The organism is Pseudomonas sp. A34-9, from assembly GCF_029543085.1.
Classification (GTDB): Bacteria; Pseudomonadota; Gammaproteobacteria; order Pseudomonadales; family Pseudomonadaceae; genus Aquipseudomonas.
Genome location: NZ_CP119967.1, coordinates 3,690,436 through 3,713,863 on the forward strand (window position 1 = coordinate 3,690,436; position 23,428 = coordinate 3,713,863).

Below are 23,428 nucleotides of genomic sequence, written 5' to 3' on the forward strand. Positions count from 1 at the left end.
CTAACTGAGCCGTACGGCTTTCTTCACCCGGAATGATCTGACACACTAATGCGAATAATTCCTACACGCACTCGCACTGGATTCGTTTTCGTATCATTTGGGGAAGCAGATTGATGTCGTTTCGCACCATTTACCGCCGCTCACACCGTTCACCTAACCTGTTGGCGGTCGCCATCTGCATGGCCAGCATCGCACCGGCACTGGCCGACGAAACAACCCCCACCACGCTGGAACTGGACGCCACTGAGATCGGCGCCACCCAAATGAGCAGCACCACCGAAGACACCCAGTCCTACACCACTGGCCCGATGCAGACGGCGACCAAGCTGTCGCTGACCATGCGCGAAACGCCTCAGGCGGTTACGGTGATCACCCGTCAGCGCATGGACGACCAGAACATGACCAGCATCAACGACGTGGTCAAAGGCACGCCGGGGTTGTTCCTCAGTCAGGCCAGCGGCCCGGGGCGACAGACTTACAAGGCGCGCGGCTTCGACATCGACAACATCATGTACGACGGCCTGCCCAGTGCTTACTCGCCGTACGCCATGGCGGTGCAACCGAACCTGGCGATGTTCGACCGCGTCGAAATCGTCCGCGGTGCAACCGGGCTGGTCACCGGTGCCGGCAACCCGTCGGCGGCGATAAACATGGTGCGCAAACGCCCGACCGCCGATCAACGCGTAACCCTCACCGGTGCCGCCGGCAGCTGGGATGACTACCGTGGCGAAATCGACGCTTCTAGCCCCTTGAACGAAAGCGGCACCTTGCGTGGCCGCGTAGTCAGTTCGTATCAGGGCGCTGATAGCTTCCGCGACAAGGAAGAAAGTGACCACGGCTTGTTCTACACCATCGGTGAGGCCGACCTGAGCGACAGCACCACCGCGACCCTCGGCTTCTCGCGGCAGAATGAGCAAACCAACTATTTCTGGGGCGGCCTGCCGATTGGCACCAACGGCCATCACCTCGATCTGCCCCGCTCCACTTACCCGGGGACCGACTGGGAAAACCGCAAGCTGCAAATCGACACCGTATTCGGTGAAGTCGAGCATCGCTTCGACAACGACTGGAAACTGCACGTCGCCGGCTCGTCCTCGACCCTCGACGGCGAGTTCTCCGGCACTTACCTGTCGCGCTATGCCGGCCCGCTGGAAACCACGGCCTATCAATCCCATCACACCGACAAACAGCGCTCGCTCGACGTCTTCGCCAGTGGCCCGTTTGAAGCATTCGGCCGCAGCCACGAACTGGTCGTCGGCATCAGCGACCGGGTGTATGACGCGACCACCAAGGAATACGACCCGTACACCACCGCCTGGCCGATCGGCGCGCCCAAGCCAGACTTCGTGCGTGACGGCAAAACCCGCAGCGTCACCACCCAGGACGCGGTGTACCTGACCACCCGCCTGAGCCTGGCCGATCCGCTGACGCTGATCCTCGGCAGCCGTCTCGACTGGTATGACTACGATGACCGCTCCGGCGATGGCGACTACAAAGTCACCCGTAACCTCACCCGCTATGCCGGTCTGATCTACAAACTCGACGACCATCACTCGGTGTACGCCAGCTACACCGACATCTTCACCCCGCAAACCCAAAAAGACCTCGGCGGCAAAGTGCTCGACCCGATCGTCGGTGAAAACTACGAAGTGGGCATCAAGGGCGAGTACTTCAACGGCGCGCTCAACGCCAGCCTGGCGTTATTCCAGATGGACCAGACCGGCCGCGCCACCCTGGCCGACAATCAGTTCGGTTGCCCGGTCATGACCTGCTACGGGTCGTCGGGCAAGGTGCGCAGTCAGGGCGTGGACATGGAGCTGCAAGGCGCCCTGACCGACAACTGGCAGGTCGGCGCCGGCTACACCTACACCCGCTCGCACTACATCAAGGATGAAAACCCGGCCAACAACAATCAGCGTTTCGACACCGACACGCCGGAGCATCTGTTCAAGGTGTCCACCGTGTATCGCTTCCAGGGCCCGCTGCAACACCTGCGCGTGGGTGGCGACATCTATTGGCAGAGCCGCATGTACAACGACATCACCCTCGCCAACAACGGTAGCTATCGCCTCGAACAGGGTGGCTACGCGGTGACTGACCTGATGGCCGGCTACGAAGTCAACAAACACCTGGATCTGCAGGTCAACGCGAACAACATCTTCGACCGCGTCTACTACTCCGCCATCGGTTCCGATGTCACGTGGGGATCCAACGACAACTACGGCACTCCGCGCAGCTACATGCTGACGGCCAAGTACAAGTTCTGAGTCGCTGACGTTCTGATCAGCAGCAAAAAACCAGGGCGCCGAGGACATCCACGGCGCCCTTGTACTTTCTGGCCTCTTGATTAGTCATGAGCAGCAATAACCGTTAGTCTCTGAGCGAATTCTTCACAAAGCATCGCGCCATGACCAATCCGGCCTTCACCCCCGACATCGAAGCCATCCGCAGCATTGACGCGGTTCCGGTCATCCTGAGCATGGTCAAGCACCTCACGGGCATGCGTTTCGCCGCGGTGGCCCGGGTCACTGAGCGCAACTGGGTGGCGTGCGCGGTGGATGACTCCATTGATTTCGGGCTCAAACCCGGTGGAGAACTGGTGCTTGAATCGACCATCTGCCACGAGATCCGCCAGCATCAACAACCCGTGATCTTCGGACACGCCAGTGCGCACCCGGTCTTTTCGCTACACCACACGCCGAAAACCTATGGGCTGGAAAGCTACATCTCCATTCCCATCATCAAAGCCAATGGCGACTTCTTCGGCACGCTGTGCGCCATCGACTCGGTACCGGCCAATATCGACGAACCGGCCATTACCAAAACACTCACCCTGTTCGCTCAATTGATCGCCATGAACCTGGACACGCAACGCCATCTGGAAGCGACCCAGATCGAGCTGAACAACGCCAATGAACTCGGGCGCCTGCGCGAGCAATTCATCGCCGTACTCGGCCACGACTTGCGCACACCACTGAGCGCGGTGCGCATGAGCGCCGACTTGCTGGAAAGCAAAACCGAAGACAAACGTTCGCTCAACCTGATTGCGGCGATTCGCAACAGCTCGGTGCGCATGGGCGTGTTGATCGAAAACATCCTCGACTTTGCTCGAGGACGCCTGGGCGGCGGGATTCCGGTGCAGCGCAAGTTGGTGGACGACTTGCAGCACACCCTGCAATTGACCCTTGCCGAAGTCCAGGCCTCGCACCCCCAAGCGAATTTCATTGAAGAGCTGAATGTGCCGGCAGGCATCTATTGCGATGCGCTGCGCGTCAGTCAATTGCTCTCCAATCTGCTGGGCAACGCCGCGACACATGGTTCGAACAGCGCACCCATCGTCCTCAAGGCCTATGCAGAACAGGACGAGATTGTGATCTCCCTGACCAACCAGGGCACACCGATTTCAGCGCAACTGATGCCACTGCTGTTCGAACCGTTCTCCCGAGCCGAGGCCGGACAACGTTGCGAAGGGCTGGGGCTGGGGCTATACATCGCCTCGCAGATAGCGATGGCGCATAACGGCACATTGAGCGTTACCTCAAGCGCCGAGTCGGGAACCTGCTTCGTCGCGAGATTCCCGGCCCGGTTCAAATGGCTTTAAGCCGTCTGCCGACGCATCGTCAGAATCGCCGCGCCAAAACCGATAAAGGTCGAACCGACCACACGGCTGACCCAACGGGACAACGCCGGACGGGTCAACACACCCTTGGCGCGGGACGCCAGCGCGGCGTAAACGCTCAGTGACGACACCGACAACGCCATGAAAATCGAGGTCAGGATCAAAAACTGCGGCAGCAGTGCGGCGCCCTGATCAATGAACTGCGGGAACAACGCGGTAAAAAACATCGTCGCCTTGGGATTGGTCACCGCCGTCAGGAACGCCGACTTGTACAACTTGCCACGAGTCGGCCGCACCCTACTCGCCTCCCCCTCGACACCCTCCGGCAGCATCGGCCCCTTTTTGAATAACTGCTTGACCCCGAGGTAAAACAAATACCCGGCCCCGATGATCTTCACCGCATTGAACAGAATTTCGGAACTGGCCAACAACGCCCCCAACCCCAACATCGCCGCTGCCGACAGACAGAACAAACCGCTGGCATTGCCCAACGAAGACCAGATCGTACTGCGCTGCCCGTGAGCGAGACTATTGTTGATCGCCATCAACGTCGCCGGCCCAGGGCTGGCAATGGCAATTGCGGCGACCAGAGTGAAGGTCAATATCGAGTGAGAATCCATTTTCGCTGCTCGCAAGATTGAAGTTGCCGCATGTTACAACAACCTGCCGCATAGCCCAGATCAAAAGCCCCTCACCCTAACCCTCTCCCGGAGGGAGAGGGGACTGACCGAGGTGATTGCGAGAAGTACACCGAAATGAAATACCGAGTTGAACTCGATACTGAACCAGATCAAAAGCCGACCGCATGCTCTTCCACCACTCCAACAAAGCCCCCAGCCCCAACATCGCCGCTGCCGACAGAGAACAAACCACGTGAAATACCGAGTCGAACCCGGCTTTGAAAAACCCACAAATCCGCCCTCTCCCCAAACCCAAACCCAAACCCAAACCCAAAGCCGACCACATGCTCTTCCACCACTCAACAGGATGAGCGTTAGCTCGGCTGCCGCTCTTGATCTTGCCGTGCCGGCCCCTTCGGCAGGCTTCGTTCCGGGATTGATCCGGGGGTGGGAGCGCAGCGACCGTTTGGCGAAGCCAAACACAGCGAGAGGAGGTGCAGCGAAGCAAACCGTAGGCGCTGCCCCCGGATCAATCCCGTAACGAAGGAACCCCGAGCCCCAGCGAGCGGGCCGAACGCCGGGGCCCAGCCTTTTGCTTACTTTTCGGCGTCTGGAAAAGTGAGTCGCTGTAAGAGCGAAACCGTCAGCGGCAGCACCCGAAGCAACGGATATTCACAAAGAACCCCCAAAGCATGGTCGGCCCAAAGGCCGCCAAGCCCAAACAAAAAAAAGCCCCGCAACCACATCAGGGCGCGAGGCAAAAAATTGGTTGGTTGCGGCCAACCAAAGGAGCTCAGTCAAATCCGTACAAAAGCCAAAATCAAATGCAATCCTGAGCAGCCCGCTCAAAACTCGAAGGCAAAAGATTCGAAGCCAACAAATGCCGCTCGTAAATAAACACCTTGCCGCCATTCCCGGCTTTATAGGCCTCTAAAACGTTGTCAGCAGAAATCTTGCTCGGCACCACAATCCGATAACTACGCTGAGTCTGCGAAACAGTCGGGTTCAGCGCACTGCCCTGCAACTTCGGCACAACACAATCAGCGTACTGCGCAGGCGTCTTGCTGGTCTGCAACGTCAGGCTCGGATTATTCGGCGCCGATGCACAACCGGCGAGCAACAAAGAGGCAAAGGCCAAAGCAGGCACAAAGAAAAGACGCATCGGTGTCATCCTGAAAATAAAGGTTCGGTTCAACCGGCAACGGTTCAGCCTCACGGAGCCGCCGTCGCCATTTATGTTTTAAGTGATCAGCTCGACGCCACCAGCGCCTTGAGCGACACATCGAATTGCTGCAACGCGTTGAGTTGCAGGTCACGCTGTTTGTCGATCTGCGCAGCAATGGCCGGAGCCGCCTGGTCAGGCACCCACACCGACGGCAGCTGTTTCTCGACGGCGCCTTCAGCCTTGCCGATGTATTGCAGCTCGGCGTCGTAGAACCGTGCGGTGAAACGCGCTTCGACCAGGCTGTTTTGCCGCGTCAGCAAACGATTGAAGGTGTCGAGCTTCACCACGATGTCCGGATGCGCCTGCAGCAATGCATCAAGGTTGTCGTAAACCGTCACGGACGAGAACTGCTGTTGCAGCGAACTCACCAGCCAGTCGATGGCCAATTCCGGATCGGAACTGCTGACAAAAGCTTCACGAATCCGCGAATCCAGCGCACCTTTTGCGCCGTTGACCGCCATGTCGTGGTAACGCCCAAGGTATTGCAGGTTGTCCAGCGTGTTCTCACTGAGCAACACACCCACGGTTTGCGAATGCTGCAACGTGGCGCTGCTACCCGTGATGGTCTGGAAGTGACACGACCCGGCGTCGGCTGCGTAAGTCGGGGCAGTGAACAGTGCGCCGCCTGTCAGCAAGGCGACCAAAGCCAATCGGGTCAGTGTGTTCATCGCGCAAATTCCTTGAGCGGCGTGTTCGATGGGAGTGATTTTCCGCCGATCGCCGACAAAGCAGAACTTGCGTTTAGTGATGGTCACTATTACTTCTAGCAATAGTTGCGCGACGTGCAGACTGATACACACTCAATACAAGTAGAAAAAAGCCCCATGAGGAACCTTCCTTGAGAACGTTTGACCTGATCCGAGACGCCGTTCTGCCTGACTTTCGCGAGCGCGTAGCCGAGTACCTCGTGCAGTACGAAAGCGTATTGCTGGACAAAAACGCCAATGACCCGCAGCTCATCGCAGACACTGCCAATCAGTTGCGCGGTTACCTGCGCGGGCTGAACACCACGCGGGTGCTGGGCATGGCGTACTGGGAAGAACTTGATCGTCGAGTGGTGGACACCTGGCTCGCACCCGAGCAATGACCGATCGGCGCAGTGGTCGGGGTGGCGGCGAGCAACCGCGCCCTCCCCGCAGCCAGTGGTCTGCGCGGCAACACGACCGCTGCGAAAAAACCGCCCGAACGCTTACAATCGCCGGTCTCACTGCCAATCAGACAGGCTCATCCAGAAATGCCGCTCGACCCACCTACGATGCTGACCATTTCCATCGCCCTCGCAGCCGCCGCCGCGCTGTATCTGGCGATCGAGTGGCGCAGCATTCGTGAGCCTTCGCTACTGTTCTGGAGCGCCGGTTTCGCCACCATCACCGTCGGTTCCACCCTGGCCCTGCTGCGCAGCAAAGGTTTTTTGCTGATCGGCATCTGGTTCGCCAACGGCTTGCTGGTGACCGCACATTTCCTGTTCCTGCTCGGCGTGGCGCGCTTCACCCAGATACGGCTGTCGCCGGCCTGGTACCTGATCTTCGTCACCTGGCTGGTCATGCTGTTGTTGCCGGACGGGCCGCTGTGGTCGAAGGTCATGCTGGCGGCCAATTCGCTGCTGGTGGCATTGTCGACCCTCAAGGCCAGTTCACTGCTGCGCCCCCACGGCAAGTCGTTGAGCGTCGGTGCGGTGCAGTTGCGTTACGTCCTGCTCGGTCACGGGATCTTCTACGTGGCCAAAGCCTTGACGGTGGTGATCCCCGGCACGTTGATCGATCTGGCGGCGTTTCGTGGCGAGATCATCCAGATTTCCCTGGTTGAAGGCGCGATGGCGATCATGTTGATCGCCCTGTCGATGACCGGCACCGAACGTTACCGCCGGGAAAAACAGATCGCCCGCCTCGCCGAGCGCGACCCGCTGACGGCCCTGTACAACCGCCGCGCCCTGGAAAAACGTGCACCGCGCCTGCTTGAACACGTTTCGCCGGAGCATCCCGGCGCCCTGCTGCTGATCGACATCGACAATTTCAAACTGGTCAACGACCAGTACGGCCACACCGCCGGGGATCGTTTGCTCATCGCCCTGAGCGAGATCATCCGCTCGGCGCTGCCGCGCAATGCGCTGACCGCACGCCTGGGCGGTGACGAGTTTGTCATCCTGCTCAACAGCGCATCGGCCGAGCGGGTCATGGAACTGGGCAACACACTGCGCGAGCAGTTTCTGAGCACGACCTCTCAGACATTCCCCACCACCGCTGCCGTGACCCTGAGCATCGGCGCCAGCCTGTTCGACAACCCGCCGGCCAGCCTCACCGCGCTGATCGAGCAAGGCGACGCCGCCCTCTACGAATCGAAACGCGGCGGACGCAATCGCTTGCGCCTGACCGGACTCACCACTCCAGGATAATAAAAACCATGTCCAGCTTCGAAACGCCGCTGCAAGACCTCGCCGCGCCCGAAGGCGTCTGTTACGGCTGCGGCGGGCGCAACCCGCACGGCCTGCACGTCAAAAGCCAGTGGCACGAAGACGGCGTGCACGTCATTGCCGAACACCTGCCGGACGCCAAATACTGCGGCTGGCCGGACCTGGTCTACGGCGGCCTGATCGCCATGCTGGTCGACTGCCATTCCAACTGGACGGCGATGGCGTATCACTACCGCGCAGAAAACCGCGAACCCGGCAGCTTGCCGCGCATCGACTGCGTCACCGGCAACCTCGGTATCAAGTTCATCAAACCGACACCGATGGGCGTACCACTGGTTTTGCGGGCGAAAATCGACGGTGACGTCGGGCGCAAGACGCGGGTGATCTGTGAGGTGTTTGCCGGGGAAGTGCTGACGGCGGTGAGTGATTCGGTGTTTGTTCGGGTTGATACGGAGCTACTGGCGGATGCGGCACATGGGCGCTGAGGTTTGCTAACCCTGTAGGAGCTGCCGAAGGCTGCGATCTTTTGACTTTGCTTTATTCGCGACCAAAGCAAGATCAAAAGATCGCAGCCTTCGGCAGCTCCTACATTGGATCGCGATCGAAATTGTTACACGCACAAAAAAGCACCCGAAGGTGCTTTTTAGCGGCGATCTCAGCGCGACAAAGCCGTCACATTCGCCCGCGCCGAATGCAGCTTTTTATAGCTCTCGATCAAGCGCAAATGCCGATCCAGCCCTTCCAGCTTCATGCTCGTCGGCGTCAGGCCATAGAAGCGCACGCTGCCATTGACCGAGCCAATCGCCGCATCCATACGCTCGTCGCCGAACATGCGGCGGAAGTTGGCTTCGTAGTCTTCCAGTTGCAGATCTTCGTCCAGTTCCATCTCCAGCACCACGTTGACCGCTTGATAGAACAAGCCGCGCTCGACGGTGTTGTCGTTGTATTGCAGGAAAGCTTCGACCAGGTCTTTGGCCTGTTCGTACTTCTGCAGGGCGAGGTAGATCAGCAGGCGCAGCTCCAGAATCGTCAGTTTGCCCCACGGCGTGTTGTCATCGAACTCGATGCCGATCAGCGTGGTGATCTCGGTGTAATCGTCCTGTTCGCTGTTTTCCAGGCCTTGGGCGAGGTTACGCAGGCCGACCTTGCTGAGGGTGTGCAGGTTGAGGATGTCGGCACGGAATTGCAGGGCTTTGTTGGTGTTGTCCCAGATCAGGTCTTCGACCGGGTAGATCTCCGAGTAGTCCGGCACCAGGATGCGGCAGGCCTTGGCGCCGATGTGCTCGTAGACCGCCATGTAGACTTCCTTGCCCATGTCTTCAAGGATGCCGAACAGCGTCGCGGCCTCTTCGGCGTTGGAGTTTTCGCCTTGACCCGAGAAGTCCCACTCGACGAATTCGAAGTCCGGTTTGGCACTGAAGAAACGCCACGACACCACACCGCTGGAGTCGATGAAGTGCTCGACAAAGTTGTTCGGCTCGGTGACGGCCTGTCCAGAGAACGTCGGCGCCGGCAAGTCGTTGAGGCCTTCGAAGCTGCGACCTTGCAGCAGTTCGGTGAGGCTGCGCTCCAGCGCCACTTCCAGGCTCGGGTGCGCGCCGAACGAGGCGAATACACCGCCAGTGCGCGGGTTCATCAAGGTCACGCACATCACCGGGAACTCACCGCCCAGCGACGCGTCCTTGACCAGCACCGGGAAGCCCTGCTCTTCCAGGCCTTTAATGCCGGCGAGGATGCTCGGGTACTTCTCCAGCACGGCTTGCGGTACATCCGGCAGGGCCATTTCGCCTTCGAGGATTTCGCGCTTGACCGCGCGTTCGAAGATTTCTGACAAGCACTGCACCTGCGCTTCAGCGAGCGTGTTGCCGGCGCTCATGCCGTTGCTCAGGTAGAGGTTTTCGATCAGGTTGGACGGGAAGTACACCACTGCATTGTCCGACTGGCGCACGAACGGCAGCGAGCAGATGCCGCGCTGGGTGTTGCCGGAGTTGGTGTCGAACAGGTGCGAACCGCGCAACTCGCCGTCACGGTTGTAAATCTTCAGGGTGTATTCGTCGAGGATCTCGCTCGGCAACTCGTCTTTCGGGCCCGGCTTGAACCATTGCTCGTCCGGATAATGCACGAACTCGGCGTTGGCGATTTCTTCGCCCCAGAACTGATCGTTGTAGAAGAAGTTGCAGTTCAGGCGTTCGATGAACTCGCCCAGCGCCGAGGCCAGTGCGCCTTCTTTGGTCGCGCCCTTGCCGTTGGTGAAGCACATTGGCGAATGCGCATCGCGGATATGCAGCGACCAGACGTTGGGCACGATGTTGCGCCACGAAGCGATTTCGATCTTCATCCCGAGGTCGGCCAAAATCCCCGACATGTTGGCGATGGTCTGTTCCAGCGGCAGGTCTTTGCCGGCAATGAAGGTGCCTGCGTCCGAGCCGGCTACCGGCATCAACAGGGCCTGAGCATCGGCGTCGAGGTTTTCGACTTCTTCGATGATGAATTCCGGACCGGTCTGCACAACCTTCTTCACGGTGCAGCGATCAATGGAGCGCAGGATGCCCAGGCGATCCTTCTCGGAGATGTCCGCCGGCAATTCCACCTGGATCTTGAAGATCTGGTTGTAGCGGTTTTCCGGGTCGACGATGTTGTTCTGCGACAGACGAATGTTTTCCGTGGGGATGTTGCGCGTGTCGCAGTACAACTTCACAAAGTAAGCCGCACACAACGCCGACGACGCCAGAAAGTAGTCGAACGGCCCCGGTGCCGAACCATCGCCCTTGTAGCGGATGGGCTGATCGGCGATCACCGTGAAGTCGTCGAACTTGGCTTCAAGTCGAAGGTTGTCGAGAAAATTGACCTTGATTTCCATGCGGGATTACCAGAATACGGCTAAACGAATGGCGGCCATTATCCGGTTTTTGCGCGGGAAGTCTTGCCCTTTCGGGAATCGCCGCTGATCGGCATCCTGCACTTGGGGAGGCAATTCACGCCGGGTTCACTACGCTTTCAATGCAGTTGGCCAGAAGAATCTGAACATTGCGCCTGCGCCGTGGTTCTAGATTCAGAAGACAGCGGATCAAGGACGAGCACATGGACATTTCCAGCTATGCAGCCCCGCTTCCACCGCGCCAGAGCGCCGTCACCCGGCGCCTGGCCGTCGCGGTGGGTGCGCTGTTCGTCAGTGGCGTGATTGCCGCGACGGTGGCTCTGCTGGGGATCGCCAATAAGCTGGACACCGAGGAAATCAACAAAACCCGCTTCTATTCAGCCCGCGCTCTGGAAAACCGCATCACCGCGTCAAAGAACTACATCACCAGCTACGCCTACTGGACCACCGCCTACGAGCATTTGAGCGGTCAGGTCGACACCGACTGGGCGTACACCGAGCAGAACGTCGGCAAGACCCTGTTCACCAGTGACGGTTATGACGGCGTTTTCGTGCTGAACCGCGAAGGCACCCACTACGCCGTGGTGCGCGGGCAATTGCTCGACGCCGAGTTCTCCGCGTTTGTGCAATTGAGCGTTACGGCGTTGCTGGATCAAGTGCTGGGCCAAAGTGACCTGAGCAAGCCTGTCACTCGCTATTCACTGTTCGAAGGCTGGCCAGCGCTGGTCTCAGCGGCGGCGATCATTCCCAACGATGAGCGGCCACTTGGCGATCCGCAGACCGCCTCGGTGCTGGTGTTCGTCGACAAACTGACCCCGACCAAACTGCGTCTGATCGGCAGTGGTTATGGCTTGAGCAACCTGACCCTGGCGCTGGATGAAACCCTTGCACCTGAGCGTCCACGCGTAGCGCTGGACAACACCGGTTACAGCCTGATCGCCGATCTGCAAAGGCCGGGGCAACATTTATTATGGTCATTGCTGCCGCCCCTCGGCGCGACCATGCTGGTGTTGATGCTGCTGACCGCCTATTTCTTTCGGCACGCCTTGCGGTCATCGCAATACGTCGACCAGAGTTTTGCCGTCATGCAAACCTCCAATCAGGCCCTGGAAATAGCCAACCGTGGCCTGGAAGCCAGCGAGGAACGCTTTCGCGCCGTGGCCGAAGCGGCGTCCGACTGGATCTGGGAAGTCGACCGCAACCTGGCGCTGACGTACCTGTCGGCACGTTTCAGCGAAGTGACCGGTTACCCGCAAACCCTGTGGCTGGGGCAAGACATCGGCCACCTGTTGAGTTGCGACACCACGCCGCTGGAACTGTGGCTGAGAAAACTGACCGAGGAGAACAGCGCGAGTGACTTGCGTTGCACCTACCGTGACCACTCTGGCCAGACGCGCCATTGTCGGTTGTCCGCCCGGCCAATCTTCGACAAACACGCGGTCATTGGCTATCGCGGCACCGCCAGCGACATCACCGACGAGGTCGCCGCTCATGCGCAAATCCAGCATCTGTCGATGCACGACGCCCTGACCGGTCTGCCCAACCGCAACAAACTCGCGCGTTATCTGGATGAGGCGCTGCTGCTCAAGGAGCACGCGCCCCCGCTGTCGCTGTTGGTGATCGACCTCGACAACTTCAAACCGATCAACGATTCACTCGGCCACCCGGCCGGCGACGCCGTGCTGCAAGAAGTCGCTGCGCGCCTGCGTGAATGCACCCGCGAACACGACATCGTCGCGCGACTGGGCGGCGACGAATTCATCGTGGTGCTCAACGGCATGGACAGTCAGCAGGAAATCGACAAGTTCTGCACCCGCCTGATCGCCAGCCTGCATCAACCGATCGTCTTCGAACATCACCCGCTGCACATCGGCGCCAGCATCGGTATCTCGCTCAGTCGCCGCCACGGCTATGTGCCCAGCGACCTGATCCGTTATGCCGACATTGCCCTCTATCAAGCCAAATCCGAGGGCAAGAACACTTGGTGTTATTTCGAAGCGCACATGAGCGACCAGATCCAGACGCGCCGGCAACTGGAGGATGACCTGCGCCACGCGCTCAAACACAACGAATTCATCCTGCACTATCAGCCGCGCTACAAGGTCGATGGCAAACACATCGTTTCGGTCGAAGCGCTGGTGCGCTGGCAACACCCCACCAAAGGCCTGCTCGGCCCGGACCTGTTCATCCCGCTGGCGGAACAGACCGATCTGATTGTCCCGCTCGGTCGCTGGGTGCTGCGCGAAGCCTGCGAAACCGCGCTGGGTTGGCCCGAAGACATTCTGCTGTCGGTCAATCTGTCGCCCGCGCAGTTTGCCGTCAGCGATGTGGTCGAGGATGTTCGCGAGGTGTTGATTCAAACCCGCTTCCCGGCCAGTCGCCTGGAACTGGAGATCACCGAAAACGTGATGCTCAACGACACCGACGGCGCCCTGACGACCATGAACGCCCTGAAACAACTCGGCGTGCGCCTGAACATGGACGACTTCGGCACCGGTTACTCATCGCTAGGCTATCTGCGCGCCTACCCCTTTGACGGGATCAAGATCGACAAGCGCTTCATTGCCTCGATCAGCAGCGGCACCAATGATCGCGCGGTGGTGCAAGCGATTATCGGCCTGGGCAAAGCCATGGGCCTTACGGTGACTGCCGAAGGGGTCGAGACCGAAGAACAACTGGATATTCTCGGGGTCGATCAATGCAATGAGGTGCAGGGTTATTTCATGAGTCGGCCGATCGACAAAGTCGCGTTTGCGCGGCTTTTGCGCGATTCCAGAGGCGCGCAACCGAAGCTGAAGAAAGGCCGGGTAATCTGAGACGTTTGAAATGTCCGCCGACTGATCAGCGTTGTGTCCGACCCGGTTCACCGGTAAACACATTGCCCGCATCGCGCACCAACTGCCGCCATTCGGCGCTGGTGATCAGGCCTTGCTCCTCCATTTCATCGGCGGCCTTGAGCAGCTCGTCATACTGTTCTTCCGGGTCCAGACGCATCTGCGACTGCGTCGCCAGTTTTCGCCATGCCGCCAGTTTGTCTTGTTTGCGCTGATCGAACATAGGGAATGATCTCGTGAAGGACTCCACAGGTAGAAAGAAACGAGATCGCGATGGTTCAGCGCAGTCGACGGATGGACAGCCGCGTGCGCGAGCGGACCTTGAAACACCTTGATAGAAGCGCTTCAGGATGGTAATCAACTGCACGGCCGAGAGGCCAGAATGGAATCTCACCCTGAGGACACACGGAAATGAGTATGCAAAAAATCCTGGTCACCGGTGCTGCAGGCAAGATCGGCAGCGCCTTTTGGACAGCGTATGGCGATGAACTGGATTTGCGTTTAGCCGACGTGGACGTAAAAAACATTCCGCACTCGGTCGAAAGCCTTTCGCTCGACATCACGGATCTACCCCGCTGCATTGAGGCCTGCGAAGGGATACACACCGTGATTCATCTCGCAGCGGATCCGAACCCGGACGCTGACTTCATGACCTCTGTACTGCCAGTGAACATTGTTGGCACCTACAACATGCTTCTCGCCGCGAAAACTCAAGGCTGCAAACGTTTCATATTTGCCAGCAGCGCCCAGGCCATTGAAGGCTATCCAAAGGACGTTCAAGTCCACGAATGCATGGCACCCAGACCCGGCAACCTTTACGGGGTGGGCAAAGCATTCGGGGAAGCACTGGCAGCAATGTTTGCAAATGATGCTCAGATGACGACCGTCGCCGTGCGCATTGCCAACGTCGCACACTTCCAACCTGGGGAAAGCCAAAGTCACAGGGACGTCGCGGCATTCATCAGCTTGCGCGATGTTGTTGCGTTACTGCGCAACTGCGTGGAGGCCGACTTGACGGGGTTCCACGTTGTCCATGGCGTCTCGGACAACAGATACAAGCGTCTTGCGATTGATAAGACCAGAGAGGTCGTAGGCTATACGCCCCTGGACGATGCATTCAAAATTCTGGAGGGGCACGTACTGCCTCATTGAGCTGGTACGTGCGGCCAGGATGAACCCACTGCGAACAAAGATCGCCACTTCGCCTGCTGCCGGTAGACAGGGCAGATAACGCTGCACATGCATCTGGCTTTTCTCGCGATCAGTCCGTGCCGTGCTGATTGCCATTGCCGGGCAAAAAGCCAAATTGCCATGTGTTTCGTTCGTTCTTTGTTACGTCGCACTGTTCATTGCCCGTTCTTGCCTGCCTGGAGTTTTCTCGATGCCCGCGTCCAAATCCCTGCCCACCGCCCTGCTGGGCCTGGCCCTCGCCTGCCCGGCAATGGCCGAGACTCAAGGTCTGGAACTGGGGCAAGTGCTGATTTCGGCCGAGGACCGCGACGGCACCGATGCTTCTGTCGAAGAAGCCAAAACCCGTCTGGAACAAGTCCCCGGCGGCACCAACGTGGTCGACATGCGCCAGCCGTTACAGGGCCGCGTGGCGAGCAATCAGGATGTGCTGGCCTATCAGCCGGGCGTTTACGCGCAGTCAGCGGGCAACGAAGGGGTGAAGATTTCCGTGCGTGGGTCTGGCATCAACCGCGCGCCGGGCGCCCATGCCTCGGGGCTGTACACCATGCTCGACGGCCTGCCGCTGACCGGCCCGGGTGGCACGCCGTATGAATTGCTCGAACCGCTGTGGGTTGATCACGTTGAGGTGCTGCGCGGCGCCAACGGCTTCGATCGCGGTTCGCTGGCATTGGGCGGTGCCATCGATTACGTCAGCCACACCGGTTACAACGCGCCGAAACTGCAAGTACGCTACGCCACCGGCAGCCACGGTTATCAACAGCGTCAGGTCAGTTCCGGGCAAGTGCTCGGCGATTTCGATTACTACGTGTCGCTCACCGACGCCAACGCCGACGGCTATCAGGATCACACCGCCAGCGAGAGCAAAGGCGTGATCGCCAACTTCGGCTATCGTTTCAACCCGAACCTGGAAACCCGCTTCTACATCCGCTACCGCGAGACCGACAACGACCTCGCCGGCCGCGTGACCAAGCACTCCATCGAACACTCGCCGCGCGCGGCCAACCCGTCCTACGTGGCGCGCGATGACAGCCGCAAACAGCCGGGCAGCACCTTCATCGGCAACAAGACCACCTATTACATCGACGACGATTCGAGCATCCAGACCGGCCTCGTTTACCACGACTACCCGATGGACCTGCGCGAAGGCCCGAACCGTTTGAAAGTCGCCTACACCGACGTCAGCGGCACGTTCGACTACAAACGCCGCGACACGATTTTCGGCATGGAAAGCCGCAGCAACGTCGGCCTGCGCGTGACCAAGCACCTGCCCAACGACGGCGCCAGCGAGTTCGTGCGCATCCCCTCCGGCAACACCGCCAGCTACGTGCCCGGCACTCGCATGCGCAACTTCACCTATCAGGGCTCGGACACCGTTCTGCATTTCGGCAATGACCTGGAAATCGCCGACGACCTCTGGCTGACCACCGGCCTTGCCGCTATCTACACCCGCCGCGAAAGCGCCGTGACCTACCCGCAAAGCGGCGGCAAAACCAGCATGAACGACTGGGACTACGCGCCGCGCCTCGGCTTGCGCTACCAGATCACCCCGGACCTGCAAGTGTTCGGCAACCTCAGCCGCTCGGTTGAAGCACCGCATCCGTGGTCGCTGATCTACAGCTCCAACGTGCGCTTCCCGGCGGGTAATGGCGCCGCGACCGGCACGCAGAAAGACCCGATCAAACTGCAGAACCAGACCGCGACCACGCTGGAGCTGGGCGGTCGTGGCGACAGCGCCCTCGGTGAATGGAGCCTGGCGTGGTACTACGCGCAGGTGCGGCATGAATTGTTGTCGGTGTTGCCGGATGCCAACGCCGTTACACCTTATGAGTTGAACGCCAGCCCCACGGTGCACCAAGGCATCGAAGCCAGCCTCAACAGCACACTCTGGTCGGCTGCCGACGGTCGTCGGTTGGGTCTGCGTCAGGCGTATACCTTCAGCGACTTCCACTATCGCGATGACGATCGCTTCGGCGACAACCGCCTGCCCGGTCTGCCGATGCACTACTACCAGGGCGAATTGCGTTACGACTGGCCGCAGGGTTTCTTTGCGGCGGTGAATACGCAACTGGTGTCGAAGGTGGCCGTGGATTACGCCAACAGCTACTACGCCGATCCCTACGCACTGTTCGGCGCGACGCTGGGTTACAACGCGCCGAAGGGTGACTGGCAGGGTTGGGTGGATATGCGCAACCTGACCAACAAGCACTACGCGGCAACGGTGACGCCGGGGTATGACGACAAAGGGTTGGATGCCGCTCGGTCTACGCCGGGTGAAGGGATGGGGGTTTATGTCGGGGTGTCGTGGAGCTTGCTCTGAAGCCTTCCCCCTGCTGGCGATGGCGGATAGGCTGTGCCGAGGAAGTTGACTGACCCACCGCCATCGCTGGCAAGCCAGCTCTCACAATGATCTCGACGCTTTGCCCTGTTTTTGAACGAGTCACGGATGAACACCATGGATACCCAACCAGAAAACCTGCTGGAAAAAAGCCTCAAACGGGCCGCCGACGAACCGGCACATCGTCCCGAGTTTTTCAACACCCTGTTGAATTCGAAGGTATACATCCTCGGAACTGCCGGTGAGGCCGACGGCCTGGTCAATCTCGAAGCCGGCAGCAACATCAGCATCGCCCATTGGCAAAAACCGGACGGCACACCGGTCATCCCGTTTTTCTCGTCACTGCAAACACTGCAACTGTCCATCGACAGCGAGCAGTCCTACCTGGAGATTCCCGCCCGCTCGTTGTTCGAAATCACACTGGGCGCCCTGCTCTGCCTGAATCCCAAGTCGCCGTACGGCAAAGAGTTTTTCCCGCAAGAGGTGCGCAATTTGCTCGCCGATGCCGTTGGCCAGACCGCCACGCAACGCACGGTCGAGAAAGAAACCAACGTGTTGCTCGGCCAGCCCGCCGAATACCCATCCCAAATGGTCCACTCGCTCACGCAGTTGCTCGTCAAACATTCCAATGTGAAGCGCGCGTTTCTGGCATTGATGCATGACACCTCGGTGGACGAAAAACCGCACTTGATCGTGGGTATCGAGGCGGACGGCGATATTGAGCGGGTTATGCGTGAGGCGGGTAATGTTGCCGGGGATACCGCGCCGCAGGGCGAGCCGGTTGATTTGTGCCGGGTGTCCCAAGGTGAAGCTGGCCTCAGTGATTACTTTCTCAGGGAGACCACGCCGTTTTATGAGCGCAAGTGGGGCAATAAACTGCGTGCTTTCCTGGGGTTTGGTAAAGCGTGACGTTTGAACCGGAACGCAACCCTCTCCAATGCCCACCCAGTCAGGAAATGAATGAACTTCACCGATGAAATGGCGGCCGCTTTTCCTGCGGGCAATCCACTGCCCGCACGCCTTCGCCAGGCACTTGAGTTGCTGGAAGAACATGGCTGCGTGCGCAGTCACCGCGATGGCACACGCTATATGACGCTGCATCCGGACCCTGCACACAGCGATGTGGCGACAACCGCTTTTTACCTGCCAGTACCTGCCGACACCGCCCGCTGGACTAACAGCGATGATCCTGACGTAAACCAGCGCCTGATCATATTCCTCAGAACCGGCGGAGACGGCTCGTGGGCCGGGCTGTGGCTGGACGACAGCGGGCAACAGCGGTTCGTCCATCTGGGATCAGGGTCCGGGTCAACGATGCTTTGCGTCCTGACCGACACGATTGAAGACTTGTTGAGGCTGCTGGCTATCGGTTACGACGAGCTCTGCTGGCCGGAGCAGTTTCAACTGACCCCGGATGAAGTACGCAAAGAAGAATACGCCGAAGACGATTACCCTCCTCCGCCTCTTCTGTTGCGAAGCCACGTCGAGCGAACGCTCGGGCTGGGCATACCGGCGCGCGCAGCGGATCTGGTCCGCAGTACAGAGTGCATGGATGTGAGCGAATCGAACGACCCTTTCTGGAACTGGCTCAAGCAGGTCAGTCGGCATTAATCGCGACACTGTTCGATCACTTCCACTCCAAACCAGTTCTCACCCCTCCCAAGGAAGGCACGTTGTGAATGACGTCAAACCCGACAATCGAAACACCCTGAATCGCGCTTGGCCGCTGTTTTTGCTGCTGGCATCGACAGCTCTGCTTAACACGGGCTGCTCCCATCCCCCGCCACCGATCGAACGCGACCCGTGCCTGGATGAAGGCCCGATCCAGAGTGCTGCTTACGATGACTGCGTGGCTGACCGTAAGGACGCAAGTGATGCTGCACTCAAAGCCATTCTTGGCAATGGCCCAGATCTTTACCCGCAAATGCGCCTCGCCGAGCCGGGCGAGGAGACCTTTCAGGCGTCCGACTATCCGGACATCCCCAGCCCCATGAGTTACCGGACTGCTCGCTCATTTTCCGCGACGGAGCAGCAGGCGCTACCGTTCAAGATGAGAGTCCGCTGGAATTACACCTCCAGGAAACTTCTGCCGCGACCTCGTGATCTGGTACGCATGAATGAAATGGAGGCCCTTTTACTGTCGGCCGCGGCGGATGATGGGCTCGCGAAGTGGGTGTGCACGGTCACGGGAGAACACCGTCGGGAGTGGATCTTCTACGCCCGAAGTGACACTGATTTCATGAGCCGGATGCAGGCGCTGCTGGCACCGAGCGGACCTTATCCTGTCGAATGGAGCGGTCGTAAAGAGCCTGCGCGCAGTGCAAATGGAGCAAGCCGTGTCGACATCCGCATGACCCCTAAAATGTGTTTGGAGTGATGAACAGGGACGCTTGCGGCAGGGACCGAAAATGGCGTTGTGCTGGATAAGTTGAAGAATGAAGCGCAGAGCTAGAACGGCGCCATGAGCACGCCTCTTCGCGGGCTTGCCCGCGAAGTCGGAAACTCATTCAGCCTCGCAACCACTGAAGTGGCGCTGAATGAGCGGCGTGCAGCGCTTACGCGCGCTTCGGCAGCTTCCAGTTAGGCCGAATGAAATGGCAGGTGTAGCCATTCGGAATACGCTCGAGGTAATCCTGATGCTCCGGCTCCGCTTCCCAGAACGGCCCCGCCGGTTCGATTTCGGTCACCACGCGGCCCGGCCACAGTTTTGAGGCGTCGACATCGGCGGCGGTGTCCTCGGCGATATCGCGCTGCGCTTCGTTGAGGTAATAAATTGCCGAACGATAGCTGCGACCGAGGTCGTTGCCCTGACGGTTGGGCGTGCTCGGGTCGTGGATCTGGAAGAAGAACTCAAGGATCTGCCGGTAACTGATCACCGCCGGATCGAAGGTGATTTCAATGGCTTCGGCGTGGTCGCCATGGTTGCGATACGTGGCGTTCGGCACATCACCGCCGGTGTAACCGACGCGAGTCTGCAACACGCCGGGATAGCGCCGCAGCAAATCCTGCATGCCCCAGAAGCAGCCGCCGGCGAGGATGGCGGTTTCGGTTTGAGTGGTCATGGCTTGTGGTCCTCTCGGAAGTAGTACGCAAATGTACTTTTACAGATGAGCGATGAGTAACATAGGTGAAGACTCAAGGCCAAGGAAACGATATGCCGCTGCTCACATGGGACCCTTTCGACCTGGTTGCTGCGCTGGGCGTGATTCCTGTTCACGATGAGTATGGAACATCCCATCAGTACTTGGTCGAACAAGGCTCCGTCAGTCTTGAACTGACGATCTGGCAATACGATTCGGATGTAGAGATTCAGGTTCGGGAAAAGTCGTTACCCAACCCCATTCTCAAATACACAATGCTGGGGTGCCCCGGTATCCGGGTCGTGGATGACAAACGTGGAAAATTTGTAGAGTTTGCCGCGTCAAACACCTTCACCGGGCGATATGACGGGTACTCAGTGATTCCCTATGGCCTTAGATTATGGGTCGATCCACAGATTTTTCTGGAGCCGTTCAGCTATCCAGCGGCTTAGGTTCAACAGCGTTTAAATAGGGCTGTCGCGAAGTGGGCCTTCAGCATCCCCCAAGGCTGGCGATAACCTGTTTGGTTGTTCAGTCGGATGTGCGCATTTTCGCACTGATTTACCTGCCAATCTTCTATTGATTATGGACACTTCAATGCTTCACCGTATCTACGCCGATTATCACCAGGCGAAATGCAACCGTAGCGCCTGCGCCTGGCTGTTTATCGACGACATCCCCATCGAGCAATGGCTCAACGAGCATCTCGAATATCTCGACCTCGACTTGAATGGTCTGTCGTTGATGTGGTTGCTGGACGAGGAAGAAGACGCCCTCGCCCAACGCCGTTTCGCGCCTGCAGAACATGGTTCGTCCACGCTTGTTCCGCTGCTGGTCTGCAGCGATGACATGAACTTCGATTGCTTTGTGCTGATGACCGAACAGGTAATCGATGGCGACACTTTGCACTGGCGTCGGTTTGGCTTGAGCGTTTCCAGCGGCCTGGAAGTCGGCATCAGCACACGGTGGGACACCGAAAACCGTCCGGCCAGTTTTTCCCTGGCACAGTTTCGCGGCGCGCTGGTGGATTTTTACAGGCTGATGAAAGCCGGGGGCGCCGAGTAACGGATGGGGCTATCCAGCCTTTCTGCGTCACCACCGCCCAACACGTCCGGGCATTAGTGCCCGGCAACCGCAGCCGCTCCAGCAATACGCGGTCCCAACTTGAACCCGTGCACCCGTGCGCCAAAGGCGATTACTAACCCCAGGATTACCAGCGCCACCATCGCCCACGGAAACGAGGCGACGCCCCAACGGTCGAGCAACACCCCGCCGACAATCGCGCTGTTCCACGCCACCACATTCAACGACAGCGCCACATCCGCGCCATTGATTGAGGCTACAATGAGCCGCGCTTTTGCCTACAAAATTTGCAGAAGTAGCCGGCTTGTAGGCTTCTCCCCGGAGCTTTATTGTTTCCCCCGTCACTGCCTTCCAGCAAAAAGCGTCAGGCATACAAGATCCAACCAAAGTTGTTCAAACCGAAAAGGTGTGGTTGACGTCGATGTTGGCTACACCTAATCTGCTCCCATCCCGCCCAAGGCAGTAAGCAGTCCTAATCATCCAGGACGCGCCAAACCCTTGGGCGTTTTGTTATCAGGAAGAAAGCATGCCCACAGCGGTATTGGTCGATGGCGCCTTTTTCATCAAGCGCTTTCGAAGGATTGAACCTCAAAATGCGTTCAATGCTGAACGTGCTGCCGACCTTGTCCATCGATGGGCAACCGCCCACCTCCTTAGCAAAAATGCTAGTCGCCCGCTCGGCCATCACCAAGATTTAACTCAGCGCCACAGGAAAGAACTGTACCGGATCTTCTTCTATGACTGTCCTCCGCTGGATACCAAACAACACAATCCGATATCCAAGAAAGCCGTGGATTTTTCCAAGTCTAAAGAGGCGGTATTCAGGAGGGAGCTTCACGCAAGACTGCGTAGTAAACGCAAAATGGCACTGCGGCTCGGGCACTTATCGAAAGATGTGAAATGGACAATCAAGCCCCTAAAGATCGCAGCGCTCCTGAAAGGAAAAATTCAGATCACAGACCTTACAGAGCATGACGTAAGCATCGAGACCCGACAGAAAGGTGTTGATATGAGAATAGGTGTCGACGTTGCGTCTTTATCGTTTAAGCAACAGGTCGATCAGATCGTATTGATCGCAGGTGACGCAGACTTTGTACCCGCAGCGAAAATGGCGAGGCGTGAGGGCGTTGATTTCATACTTGATCCAATGTGGCAGAACATCCCTGATGGATTGATGGAGCATATCGATGGATTGCGTTCGACATGCCCGAAACCACCTCTAAGGACAAGTGATCTGTAAATCACTAACGGGTACAGGGGGAGGTTTTGAAATAGTCGCTTGAGAGTAAACGTACTCGATGTATCCCCCCGCTCACTCATAAAACTTCCCAGCCAACAAGATCTGCGCGCCGCTGCCAGACATCAGAAAGGGCAGCATCCGCCTGAGCATTCCTCGAAGTAGCCATCGCCCAAGCAGCCGCAGCATCAAGAAACATATCGACCGATCCATTTTCCCAGCCTAACGCACCCGCCTGATAAGCAGACGATGGCGTGGCCTCCTCAAGTGCCCGCTCACGGGAGAAATCAGCGCCCAACGCCGCGACGAAATCGATGAACGATTGCTCATCGGTGACACGTTCCAGCAACTCATCAAGATCTACAGACATAGCCATCCTTGCGTTGAAAGGTTAGTGCCGAGCAGCACGCGATAATCACAAGATGCCCCATCGCTAAGCGACCACCTCAACATAACTCGATTCCCCGCCCCCCTCGGCCCCCGACAACCAACCCCACACAAAACTCAACGTTGTCCGCCCGGCCTCATCAACCCCCACCACACCCCGCGACCAACCCGCGCGGATCTCGCCATCGGTGGTGATGCACTGATAAAGCAGCTCGATACTGTCAGGCCCGGTCACCCGGCCGACCTGATTACCCAGGCGAATATGCCCACCCGCATAAGTCCCCCAAACCGCCTCGCCTTCGACGAAGTAGTGAAACACCGTACGCGCATCGGACAACCCCTGAGCATTGTTCGCCACGGAAAACCGGCGGTTGTTCAGACGCTCGGTGACTTGCGAAAAAGCAGATTCCATAAACCACACATCCTTAGTCGAGAAGATCCATTCCAGCCTGCGGGCATCCTAATCCATTACCTCTGCGCAGCAAGGCTCTACAGCCGTTATCTGCCAACCCAACCGCACAGCCACGTT

Annotated in this window: 22 protein-coding genes and 2 pseudogenes; 14 read left to right on the forward strand and 10 right to left on the reverse strand. The window is 58.6% G+C overall.

What is annotated here, in order from left to right; translation table 11 throughout:
- Positions 1-113: 113 nt before the first annotated feature.
- Together P3G59_RS16390 and P3G59_RS16395 are read left to right on the forward strand one after the other, a co-directional pair.
- Positions 114-2,267, forward strand: a complete 2,154-nt coding sequence (locus P3G59_RS16390) for a TonB-dependent siderophore receptor (protein WP_277758085.1) — start codon at positions 114-116, stop codon at positions 2,265-2,267.
- Positions 2,268-2,407: 140 nt separating this feature from the next.
- Positions 2,408-3,601, forward strand: coding sequence for a GAF domain-containing sensor histidine kinase (locus P3G59_RS16395; protein WP_277758086.1), 1,194 nt, complete (start codon positions 2,408-2,410; stop codon positions 3,599-3,601).
- Here P3G59_RS16395 and P3G59_RS16400 read toward each other — a convergent pair.
- The 3 genes from P3G59_RS16400 to P3G59_RS16410 all read right to left on the reverse strand — a co-directional run bounded on the left by P3G59_RS16400 (position 3,598) and on the right by P3G59_RS16410 (position 6,132).
- Entirely contained in the window at positions 3,598-4,239 is a 642-nt protein-coding gene (locus P3G59_RS16400) for a LysE family translocator (protein ID WP_277758087.1), read from the reverse strand. The two genes, P3G59_RS16395 and P3G59_RS16400, sit on opposite strands and share 4 nt — an antisense overlap.
- 820 nt (positions 4,240-5,059) lie before the next feature.
- Positions 5,060-5,401: a hypothetical protein gene (locus P3G59_RS16405; protein WP_095111982.1), complete on the reverse strand. Its 342-nt coding sequence runs from the start codon at positions 5,399-5,401 to the stop codon at positions 5,060-5,062.
- 86 nt (positions 5,402-5,487) lie between these two features.
- A complete protein-coding gene (locus P3G59_RS16410) occupies positions 5,488-6,132 on the reverse strand; it encodes an ATPase (RefSeq protein ID WP_277758088.1) in 645 nt (214 codons plus the stop codon).
- Positions 6,133-6,302: 170 nt separating this feature from the next.
- Between P3G59_RS16410 and P3G59_RS16415 the strand changes: the two genes are divergently transcribed.
- The 3 genes from P3G59_RS16415 (at position 6,303) to P3G59_RS16425 (ending at position 8,359) form a co-directional block, all read left to right on the forward strand.
- A complete protein-coding gene (locus P3G59_RS16415; protein ID WP_277758089.1) occupies positions 6,303-6,551 on the forward strand; it encodes a hypothetical protein in 249 nt (82 codons plus the stop codon).
- Between the two features lie 147 nt (positions 6,552-6,698).
- Positions 6,699-7,856 carry a GGDEF domain-containing protein gene (locus P3G59_RS16420; RefSeq protein ID WP_277758090.1) on the forward strand — a complete coding sequence of 386 codons (1,158 nt, stop codon included), beginning with the start codon at positions 6,699-6,701 and terminating at the stop codon, positions 7,854-7,856.
- A gap of 8 nt (positions 7,857-7,864) precedes the next feature.
- Positions 7,865-8,359, forward strand: a complete 495-nt coding sequence (locus P3G59_RS16425; RefSeq protein WP_277758091.1) for a PaaI family thioesterase — start codon at positions 7,865-7,867, stop codon at positions 8,357-8,359.
- A gap of 170 nt (positions 8,360-8,529) precedes the next feature.
- Here the strand turns inward: P3G59_RS16425 and P3G59_RS16430 are convergent, their stop codons facing one another.
- Positions 8,530-10,734 carry an OsmC domain/YcaO domain-containing protein gene (locus P3G59_RS16430; RefSeq protein ID WP_277758092.1) on the reverse strand — a complete coding sequence of 735 codons (2,205 nt, stop codon included), beginning with the start codon at positions 10,732-10,734 and terminating at the stop codon, positions 8,530-8,532.
- Between the two features lie 221 nt (positions 10,735-10,955).
- Between P3G59_RS16430 and P3G59_RS16435 the strand changes: the two genes are divergently transcribed.
- On the forward strand, positions 10,956-13,568 hold the full coding sequence (locus tag P3G59_RS16435) for an EAL domain-containing protein (protein ID WP_277758093.1): 2,613 nt from the start codon (positions 10,956-10,958) through the stop codon (positions 13,566-13,568).
- Positions 13,569-13,593: 25 nt separating this feature from the next.
- Here P3G59_RS16435 and P3G59_RS16440 read toward each other — a convergent pair whose 3' ends face one another.
- Positions 13,594-13,809: a hypothetical protein gene (locus P3G59_RS16440; RefSeq protein WP_277758094.1), complete on the reverse strand. Its 216-nt coding sequence runs from the start codon at positions 13,807-13,809 to the stop codon at positions 13,594-13,596.
- Positions 13,810-13,997: 188 nt separating this feature from the next.
- Here P3G59_RS16440 and P3G59_RS16445 point away from each other — a divergent pair, with 188 nt between their 5' ends.
- Complete coding sequence (locus tag P3G59_RS16445) at positions 13,998-14,738, forward strand: NAD(P)-dependent oxidoreductase (RefSeq protein WP_277758095.1); 741 nt, start codon at positions 13,998-14,000, stop codon at positions 14,736-14,738.
- 27 nt (positions 14,739-14,765) lie between these two features.
- Here the strand turns inward: P3G59_RS16445 and P3G59_RS16450 are convergent.
- Positions 14,766-14,858 (reverse strand): annotated as a pseudogene (locus P3G59_RS16450) (polyphosphate kinase 2); the annotation flags it as partial.
- A gap of 109 nt (positions 14,859-14,967) precedes the next feature.
- Here P3G59_RS16450 and P3G59_RS16455 point away from each other — a divergent pair.
- The 4 genes from P3G59_RS16455 to P3G59_RS16470 all read left to right on the forward strand — a co-directional run bounded on the left by P3G59_RS16455 (position 14,968) and on the right by P3G59_RS16470 (position 19,489).
- On the forward strand, positions 14,968-17,094 hold the full coding sequence (locus tag P3G59_RS16455) for a TonB-dependent receptor (RefSeq protein ID WP_277758096.1): 2,127 nt from the start codon (positions 14,968-14,970) through the stop codon (positions 17,092-17,094).
- Between the two features lie 135 nt (positions 17,095-17,229).
- Complete coding sequence (gene sseB, locus P3G59_RS16460) at positions 17,230-18,021, forward strand: enhanced serine sensitivity protein SseB (RefSeq protein ID WP_277758097.1); 792 nt, start codon at positions 17,230-17,232, stop codon at positions 18,019-18,021.
- A gap of 51 nt (positions 18,022-18,072) precedes the next feature.
- Positions 18,073-18,723, forward strand: a complete 651-nt coding sequence (locus tag P3G59_RS16465) for a hypothetical protein (RefSeq protein ID WP_277758098.1) — start codon at positions 18,073-18,075, stop codon at positions 18,721-18,723.
- 64 nt (positions 18,724-18,787) lie between these two features.
- The gene (locus P3G59_RS16470; RefSeq protein WP_277758099.1) at positions 18,788-19,489 is read left to right on the forward strand and encodes a DUF695 domain-containing protein; all 702 of its coding nucleotides are present in this window, start codon (positions 18,788-18,790) and stop codon (positions 19,487-19,489) included.
- 178 nt (positions 19,490-19,667) lie between these two features.
- Here the strand turns inward: P3G59_RS16470 and msrA are convergent, their stop codons facing one another.
- Positions 19,668-20,174 carry a peptide-methionine (S)-S-oxide reductase MsrA gene (gene msrA / locus P3G59_RS16475; RefSeq protein ID WP_102899013.1) on the reverse strand — a complete coding sequence of 169 codons (507 nt, stop codon included), beginning with the start codon at positions 20,172-20,174 and terminating at the stop codon, positions 19,668-19,670.
- 92 nt (positions 20,175-20,266) lie between these two features.
- On the opposite strand from msrA, the gene P3G59_RS16480 reads away from it, so the two are divergent.
- Together P3G59_RS16480 and P3G59_RS16485 are read left to right on the forward strand one after the other, a co-directional pair.
- Positions 20,267-20,644 (forward strand): hypothetical protein, encoded by a 378-nt coding sequence (locus tag P3G59_RS16480; RefSeq protein ID WP_277758100.1) that lies wholly within the window; start codon positions 20,267-20,269, stop codon positions 20,642-20,644.
- A 145-nt stretch (positions 20,645-20,789) separates the two neighbouring features.
- Positions 20,790-21,257 (forward strand): hypothetical protein, encoded by a 468-nt coding sequence (locus P3G59_RS16485; protein WP_277758101.1) that lies wholly within the window; start codon positions 20,790-20,792, stop codon positions 21,255-21,257.
- Positions 21,258-21,310: 53 nt separating this feature from the next.
- On the opposite strand, the pseudogene P3G59_RS16490 reads toward P3G59_RS16485, so the two are convergent.
- Positions 21,311-21,532: pseudogene (locus P3G59_RS16490) on the reverse strand (MFS transporter); the annotation flags it as partial.
- A gap of 269 nt (positions 21,533-21,801) precedes the next feature.
- Here P3G59_RS16490 and P3G59_RS16495 point away from each other — a divergent pair.
- Positions 21,802-22,515 (forward strand): NYN domain-containing protein, encoded by a 714-nt coding sequence (locus P3G59_RS16495; RefSeq protein ID WP_277758102.1) that lies wholly within the window; start codon positions 21,802-21,804, stop codon positions 22,513-22,515.
- Between the two features lie 76 nt (positions 22,516-22,591).
- Here the strand turns inward: P3G59_RS16495 and P3G59_RS16500 are convergent, their stop codons facing one another.
- Entirely contained in the window at positions 22,592-22,882 is a 291-nt protein-coding gene (locus tag P3G59_RS16500; RefSeq protein ID WP_277758103.1) for a hypothetical protein, read from the reverse strand.
- A 63-nt stretch (positions 22,883-22,945) separates the two neighbouring features.
- Positions 22,946-23,311 carry a hypothetical protein gene (locus P3G59_RS16505; RefSeq protein WP_277758104.1) on the reverse strand — a complete coding sequence of 122 codons (366 nt, stop codon included), beginning with the start codon at positions 23,309-23,311 and terminating at the stop codon, positions 22,946-22,948.
- Positions 23,312-23,428: the final 117 nt, after the last annotated feature.

Bases quoted from the DNA above. Each gene is read 5' to 3' on its own strand.
- msrA (WP_102899013.1), bottom strand. From the start codon at position 20,174: ATGACCACTCAAACCGAAACCGCCATCCTCGCCGGCGGCTGCTTCTGG.
- P3G59_RS16410 (WP_277758088.1), bottom strand. From the start codon at position 6,132: ATGAACACACTGACCCGATTGGCTTTGGTCGCCTTGCTGACAGGCGGC.
- P3G59_RS16495 (WP_277758102.1), top strand. From the start codon at position 21,802: ATGCCCACAGCGGTATTGGTCGATGGCGCCTTTTTCATCAAGCGCTTT.
- P3G59_RS16500 (WP_277758103.1), bottom strand. From the start codon at position 22,882: ATGTCTGTAGATCTTGATGAGTTGCTGGAACGTGTCACCGATGAGCAA.
- P3G59_RS16505 (WP_277758104.1), bottom strand. From the start codon at position 23,311: ATGGAATCTGCTTTTTCGCAAGTCACCGAGCGTCTGAACAACCGCCGG.
- P3G59_RS16420 (WP_277758090.1), top strand. From the start codon at position 6,699: ATGCCGCTCGACCCACCTACGATGCTGACCATTTCCATCGCCCTCGCA.
- P3G59_RS16440 (WP_277758094.1), bottom strand. From the start codon at position 13,809: ATGTTCGATCAGCGCAAACAAGACAAACTGGCGGCATGGCGAAAACTG.
- P3G59_RS16400 (WP_277758087.1), bottom strand. From the start codon at position 4,239: ATGGATTCTCACTCGATATTGACCTTCACTCTGGTCGCCGCAATTGCC.
- P3G59_RS16445 (WP_277758095.1), top strand. From the start codon at position 13,998: ATGAGTATGCAAAAAATCCTGGTCACCGGTGCTGCAGGCAAGATCGGC.
- P3G59_RS16390 (WP_277758085.1), top strand. From the start codon at position 114: ATGTCGTTTCGCACCATTTACCGCCGCTCACACCGTTCACCTAACCTG.
- P3G59_RS16430 (WP_277758092.1), bottom strand. From the start codon at position 10,734: ATGGAAATCAAGGTCAATTTTCTCGACAACCTTCGACTTGAAGCCAAG.
- P3G59_RS16405 (WP_095111982.1), bottom strand. From the start codon at position 5,401: ATGCGTCTTTTCTTTGTGCCTGCTTTGGCCTTTGCCTCTTTGTTGCTC.
- P3G59_RS16435 (WP_277758093.1), top strand. From the start codon at position 10,956: ATGGACATTTCCAGCTATGCAGCCCCGCTTCCACCGCGCCAGAGCGCC.
- P3G59_RS16395 (WP_277758086.1), top strand. From the start codon at position 2,408: ATGACCAATCCGGCCTTCACCCCCGACATCGAAGCCATCCGCAGCATT.
- P3G59_RS16480 (WP_277758100.1), top strand. From the start codon at position 20,267: ATGCCGCTGCTCACATGGGACCCTTTCGACCTGGTTGCTGCGCTGGGC.
- P3G59_RS16485 (WP_277758101.1), top strand. From the start codon at position 20,790: ATGCTTCACCGTATCTACGCCGATTATCACCAGGCGAAATGCAACCGT.
- P3G59_RS16425 (WP_277758091.1), top strand. From the start codon at position 7,865: ATGTCCAGCTTCGAAACGCCGCTGCAAGACCTCGCCGCGCCCGAAGGC.
- P3G59_RS16465 (WP_277758098.1), top strand. From the start codon at position 18,073: ATGAACTTCACCGATGAAATGGCGGCCGCTTTTCCTGCGGGCAATCCA.
- sseB (WP_277758097.1), top strand. From the start codon at position 17,230: ATGGATACCCAACCAGAAAACCTGCTGGAAAAAAGCCTCAAACGGGCC.
- P3G59_RS16455 (WP_277758096.1), top strand. From the start codon at position 14,968: ATGCCCGCGTCCAAATCCCTGCCCACCGCCCTGCTGGGCCTGGCCCTC.